Genomic DNA, 5203 nt, shown 5'->3' with positions numbered 1-5203 from the left:
AACCACAGCGGCTTGCCCGCGCCCGTCGAGTACGCGTGGCGCGAGATCGCCTGGCGCACGCGCGCGACGTCGCCCTTGATCGGGTTGACCACCGCGGCGACGGTGTTCACAGCGGGAGCCGCGTCGCTCGCGCGCGCGAGTTCGGGCGCTGGGTCGCTCATTGGATCAAGGTACCCCGCCGATCGCGCGCGATCACGCGACGTGGCCGCCGTGCGCCCCGCCCTAGACTGATCGCGTGATCGACCCCGTTCTGCTGCGCGAGAATCCCGACGTCGTCAGAGCTTCGCAGGTGGCCAGGGGCGAGTCGCCCGACACGGTCGATGCAGCGCTCGCCGCCGACCAGCAGCGCCGCAGCGCCATCGCCGAGTTCGAGTCGCTGCGCGCCGAGCAGAACGCCCACGGCAAGCTCGTCGCGAAGGCGCCCAAAGACGAGAAGCAGGCGCTCGTCGCCCAGGCGCAGCAGCTGGCCGCGCGCGTCAAGGCCGCGCAGGCCGCCGTCACCGAGGCCGAGGCCGCCTTCGAGGCAGCCGTGCGCAAGCTCGGCAACGTCATCGTCGACGGCGTGCCCACCGGCGGCGAGGACGACTACGTCGTCATCAAGACGGTCGGCGAGATCCCGAGCTTCGACTTCGAGCCGCGCGACCACCTCGAGCTCGGCGAGCTGCTCGGCGCGATCGACATGGCGCGCGGCGCCAAGGTCTCCGGCGCGCGCTTCGACTTCCTGCGCGGCATCGGCGCCCGGCTCGAGCTCGCCATCATGAACATGGCGCTCGACAAGGCGCTGGCGAACGGCTTCACGCCGCTCATCACGCCGACCCTGGTCAAGCCCGAGATCATGCAGGGCACCGGATTCCTCGGCGCGCACGCCGACGAGATCTACCGCCTCGAGGCCGACGACCTCTATCTCACCGGCACGAGCGAGGTGGCGCTCGCGGGCTACCACTCCGACGAGATCCTCGACCTCGATTCCGGCCCGCTGCGCTACGCCGGCTGGTCGACCTGCTACCGGCGCGAGGCGGGCTCGGCCGGGAAGGACACCCGCGGAATCATCCGCGTGCACCAGTTCAACAAGCTCGAGATGTTCGTCTACGCGAAGCCGGAGGACGCCGAGGCCGAGCACGCCCGACTGCTCGGCTGGCAGGAGGAGATGATGGCGGCGCTCGAGCTGAGCTACCGCGTCATCGACACCGCAGCCGGCGACCTCGGCTCGAGCGCGGCCCGCAAGTACGACGTCGAGGCGTGGGTGCCCACGCAGGGCACCTACCGCGAGCTGACGTCGACCTCGAACTGCACCACCTTCCAGGCGCGCCGGCTGGGCATCCGCTATCGCCCCGGCGAGGAATCCGGCAGCAAGACGGCCGCGGTCGCGACGCTGAACGGCACGCTCGCGACCACGCGCTGGATCGTCGCGATCCTCGAGACCCACCAGCAGGCCGACGGCTCGGTGCGGGTGCCCGAGGCGCTGCGCCCCTACCTCGGCGGGCTCGAGACGCTCACACCGATCGCATGAGCGACGGGCACCGTCTGCTCATCGGCCTCGACGTCGACGGCACGCTCATCCGCCTCGACGAGACGATCTCCGAGGCGGTCCGCACGCAGGTCCTGCGCATGCAGCAGCTCGGCCACGAGGTGACCCTGGCCACCGGCCGCAGCTGGGAGACCGCGGCGCCGATCCTCGAGCACTTCGGGCTGACCCCGGAATACGTCGTCTGCGCCAACGGCGCGCTCGTGATGCAGCGCGACACGGCCGAGCCGAGCGGGTACCGCCGCGAGTGGGTCGAGACCTTCGACCCGAGCCAGGTGCTGCACACCATCCGCGGGCACCTGCCGCGCGGCAGCTACATGGTCGAAGACGCGACGGGCTTCCGCCGCTACACCGAGGGCATGACCGACTGGGAGCTCAGCAACGCCGAGCAGGTCGACTTCGACGAGCTGGCCGGGTTCCCCGCGAGCCGCGTGGTCGTCGTCGCCCCCGAGCTCGACACCGAGGAGTTCCTCGACATCGTGCGCGGCATGGGTCTCAACAAGGTCTCATACTCGATCGGCTGGACCTCGTGGCTCGACATCGCGCCCATGGGCGTCAACAAGGGCACGGCGCTCGCACGCGTTCGTGAAGAGCTGGGGATTCCCGGCCAGGACGTCCTCGTCGCGGGTGACGGCCGCAACGATCTCGAGATGTTCGAGTGGGCCGTCGCCGGCGGCGGTCGCGCGATCGCCATGGGCCAGGCGCCCGACGAGCTGAAGGCGGTTGCGAGCGAGGTCACGGGAACGGTCGACGACGACGGCCTCGCGAAGGTGCTCGCGACCCTCTGAGCGTGCTCGGGCCGCTCTGAGTGCGCTCGCGCCGCTCGGGCTCAGCCTCTTCCTGAATGCGTTGCCAGGCCTGGTCTGATTAGGTGGAGATCTCGTGCGCCCCGCGCCCCCTTCGCGGTGTGCACCCGCGCGCCCCCGCGCGCCCGACCGATGCCCCCGTCGAGAGGACGTGATGACCGAGCCCACGAACGCACCCCTGCGCCCGCGGCACGGTCGCCCCGGCCGCCCCACCTCGATCGCCCGCCACGGGCGGCTGAAGCGCAGGCATCCGTTCGCCGCGCTCGGGAAGATCCTCGCCGGAATCGGGGTCGTCGCCTCGGTGAGCGCCTTCTCGCTCGCGAGCATGGCGGTCGGCGACGTCGTCACGTCGACGAAGCCCGCCGTGGTGCTCGTGAACCCGACCACGCACAAGGAAGTGACGCAGAAGCAGGGCATCGCAGCTCTGCAGGGGTCCTTCAATGTGCTTCTCGCCGGCTCCGACTCGGGCGACGGCAACGCCGCCTACGGCAAGCGCGGCGAGAACCTCAACGACGTGACGATGCTCATGCACGTCTCGGCCGACCACCAGCACATCACCGTCGTGAGCTTCCCGCGCGACATGCTCGTGCCGATCCCGTCCTGCCCGAACCCCGACGGCGGCAGCTACTCGGCGATGAGCTCGCAGAAGATCAACGTGTCGCTCGAATACGGCGGCCTCGCCTGCACCGTGCTGACGGTCGAGAACCTCACCGGCCTGTCTATCCCGTACGCCGCGGTCATCCAGTTCGACGGCGTCGTCGACATGTCGAACGCCGTCGGCGGAGTGCCGGTGTGTCTTTCCGGCCCGATCGACGACCCGTACACCGGCCTCAACCTGCCCGCAGGCAACAGCACGATCCAGGGCCAGCAGGCGCTCGCGTTCCTGCGCACGCGGCACGGCGTCGGCGACGGCTCCGACCTCGGCCGCATCAGCAACCAGCAGGTGTTCCTGTCATCGCTCGTGCGCACCATCAAGTCGGCCGACACCCTCGGCAACCCGGTGAAGGTGTATTCGCTCGCCAAGGCCGCCGCGTCGAACATGCAGCTGTCGACCTCGCTGTCGAACGTGCAGACCCTGGCGTCGATGGCCGTGGCGCTCAAGGGCGCCGACCTCGCGAACATCGTCTTCGTGCAGTTCCCCACGAACTACGTGCAGGGCGGCGGTGCCGTCGCGCCCGACCCGGTCGGCGAGCAGGCGCTGCTCACGGCGCTGCAGCACGACGAGGCGGTGCAGGTGACCGGGACGACCGGCGTCGGCTCTGTGCAGGACCCGTCGCACGCATCCTCCTCTCCTTCCTCTTCGTCGTCGTCGACGCCCGGCTCGACGCCGACGTCGACCCCCACCTCGACACCGAGCACGACTGCGAGCAGCGGGTCGACGCAGGCATCGGGCTCGGGCGGCAGCACGGTCGCTCTGCCCGATCAGGTGCACGGGCAGTCGGCGAGCGACTACACCTGCTCGCGTCCGTTCGGGAAGTGACCCGCGATTCCCGGGTCTGCGGCCTGGGTAGACTCGACCCGGATGCGTGGCAGAGCGGCCTAATGCGGCGGTCTTGAAAACCGCTGACGAGCAATCGTCCGGGGGTTCAAATCCCTCCGCATCCGCCAGTGCGATCTGACGCGAGACGGCGCGTTCTGCCCCCCGATCAGGGGAAGCATCCGTTACCCCGTTGAAACCCACGGCATCACGGGCACCTATTGACGTGGGACATAATGACCACGGGGCGCCGCCTTCCCGGCGCAGATCTTGTGGGGTGCGAGTGAGCGAGTCGCGGCGTGGGAATGTGTTGCGGCATGCACGCGCCGCCGCGCGGCATCCTCTCGCCTTCGCAGGCAAGATCGCGGCATCCGTCGTCAGCGTCGCCCTCGTCAGCTCGCTCGGCATCGCCGCGCTCGCCTTCGCCGATGTGAACCGCAACATCCAGGACAACTCGCAGGTCCACCTGGTCCAGCAGAAGAGCGCGGGCCAGACCGCGCCGCCGGTGAAGAAGTCGATTCAGCCCGCGGCCACGGCGCTCGAGGGCGAGTTCAACGTGCTGCTCGTCGGCACCGACACCCGCACCGGCCAGGGTGCACAGTTCCAGAACAAGGCCGACCAGCAGGCGTCGAGCGGCGTCGGCAACAACGACGTGACGATGCTGCTGCATGTCAACGCGGCGCATACCGCGGCGACGGTAGTCAGCTTCCCGCGCGATCTGGTCCTCGCCATCCCGTCGTGCCCGAGTTCGAGCGGTGGCTGGTACAGCTCGATGTCGGCGCAGATGCTGAACACGGCGCTCACCTACGGCGGCTTGTCGTGCCCCGTGCTCACGATCGAGAAGCTGCTCGGCATCGACGACATCAACTACGCGGCAGAGATCAGCTTCGACGGCGTCGCTGCGATGTCCGACGCGGTCGGCGGCGTGCCGGTGTGCCTCGCGACGCCGATCAACGACCCCTATGTCGGTCTGCACCTGCCGGCGGGCACGACCTCGATCAAGGGGCAGGACGCCCTCGCGTTCCTGCGGTCGCGGCACGGCGTCGACGACGGCAGCGACCTCGCGCGCATCAGCAACCAACAGAACTTCCTGTCGTCGCTGCTGCGCACCATCACCTCGGCCGGCACGCTCAGCAATCCGATCAGGCTCTATCAGCTGGCCGAGGCGGCGACGCAGAACATGACGCTGTCCGACACCATGGGCGACACGAAGACGCTGGTCGGCATGGCGGTCGCGCTCAAGAGCATTCCGCTGTCGCAGATCACCTTCGTGCAGTTCCCCGTGGTGAGCGACCCGACGAACGCCAACCGCGTGGTCGCCGACGAGTACGGGGCCTCGGTGCTCGCGAAGGCGATTCAAGACGACCAGCCGGTGGTGCTGTCGGCCTCCACCGG

The 5203-nt window shown here is 69.4% G+C and carries 4 protein-coding genes and 1 tRNA gene; all 5 read left to right on the top strand.

What is annotated here, in order from left to right:
• Nucleotides 1-235 precede the first annotated feature (235 nt).
• The gene (gene serS, locus ACM2XV_RS11965; RefSeq protein ID WP_487027079.1) at nt 236-1510 is read left to right on the top strand and encodes a serine--tRNA ligase; all 1275 of its coding nucleotides are present in this window, start codon (nt 236-238) and stop codon (nt 1508-1510) included.
• On the top strand, nt 1507-2313 hold the full coding sequence (locus ACM2XV_RS11960; protein ID WP_344772820.1) for an HAD family hydrolase: 807 nt from the start codon (nt 1507-1509) through the stop codon (nt 2311-2313). The genes serS and ACM2XV_RS11960 overlap by 4 nt, the downstream gene beginning before the upstream one ends.
• A 172-nt stretch (nt 2314-2485) precedes the next feature.
• Complete coding sequence (locus ACM2XV_RS11955; protein WP_344772818.1) at nt 2486-3811, top strand: LCP family protein; 1326 nt, start codon at nt 2486-2488, stop codon at nt 3809-3811.
• A gap of 40 nt (nt 3812-3851) precedes the next feature.
• Nucleotides 3852-3939, top strand: a tRNA-Ser gene (locus ACM2XV_RS11950).
• Nucleotides 3940-4115: 176 nt separating this feature from the next.
• The coding region (locus tag ACM2XV_RS11945; RefSeq protein ID WP_487027078.1) for an LCP family protein at nt 4116-5203 on the top strand (1088 nt) is incomplete at its 3' end.

It is taken from the genome of Gryllotalpicola sp. CP2-P1, assembly GCF_057512245.1.
The sequence above is the reverse complement of the archived record's forward strand: the minus strand, read 5'-3'. Positions and strand labels throughout refer to the sequence as shown.

Excerpts from the sequence above, each read along its gene's own strand:
- ACM2XV_RS11955 (WP_344772818.1), top strand. The coding sequence starts at position 2,486 with ATGACCGAGCCCACGAACGCACCCCTGCGCCCGCGGCACGGTCGCCCC.
- ACM2XV_RS11960 (WP_344772820.1), top strand. The coding sequence starts at position 1,507 with ATGAGCGACGGGCACCGTCTGCTCATCGGCCTCGACGTCGACGGCACG.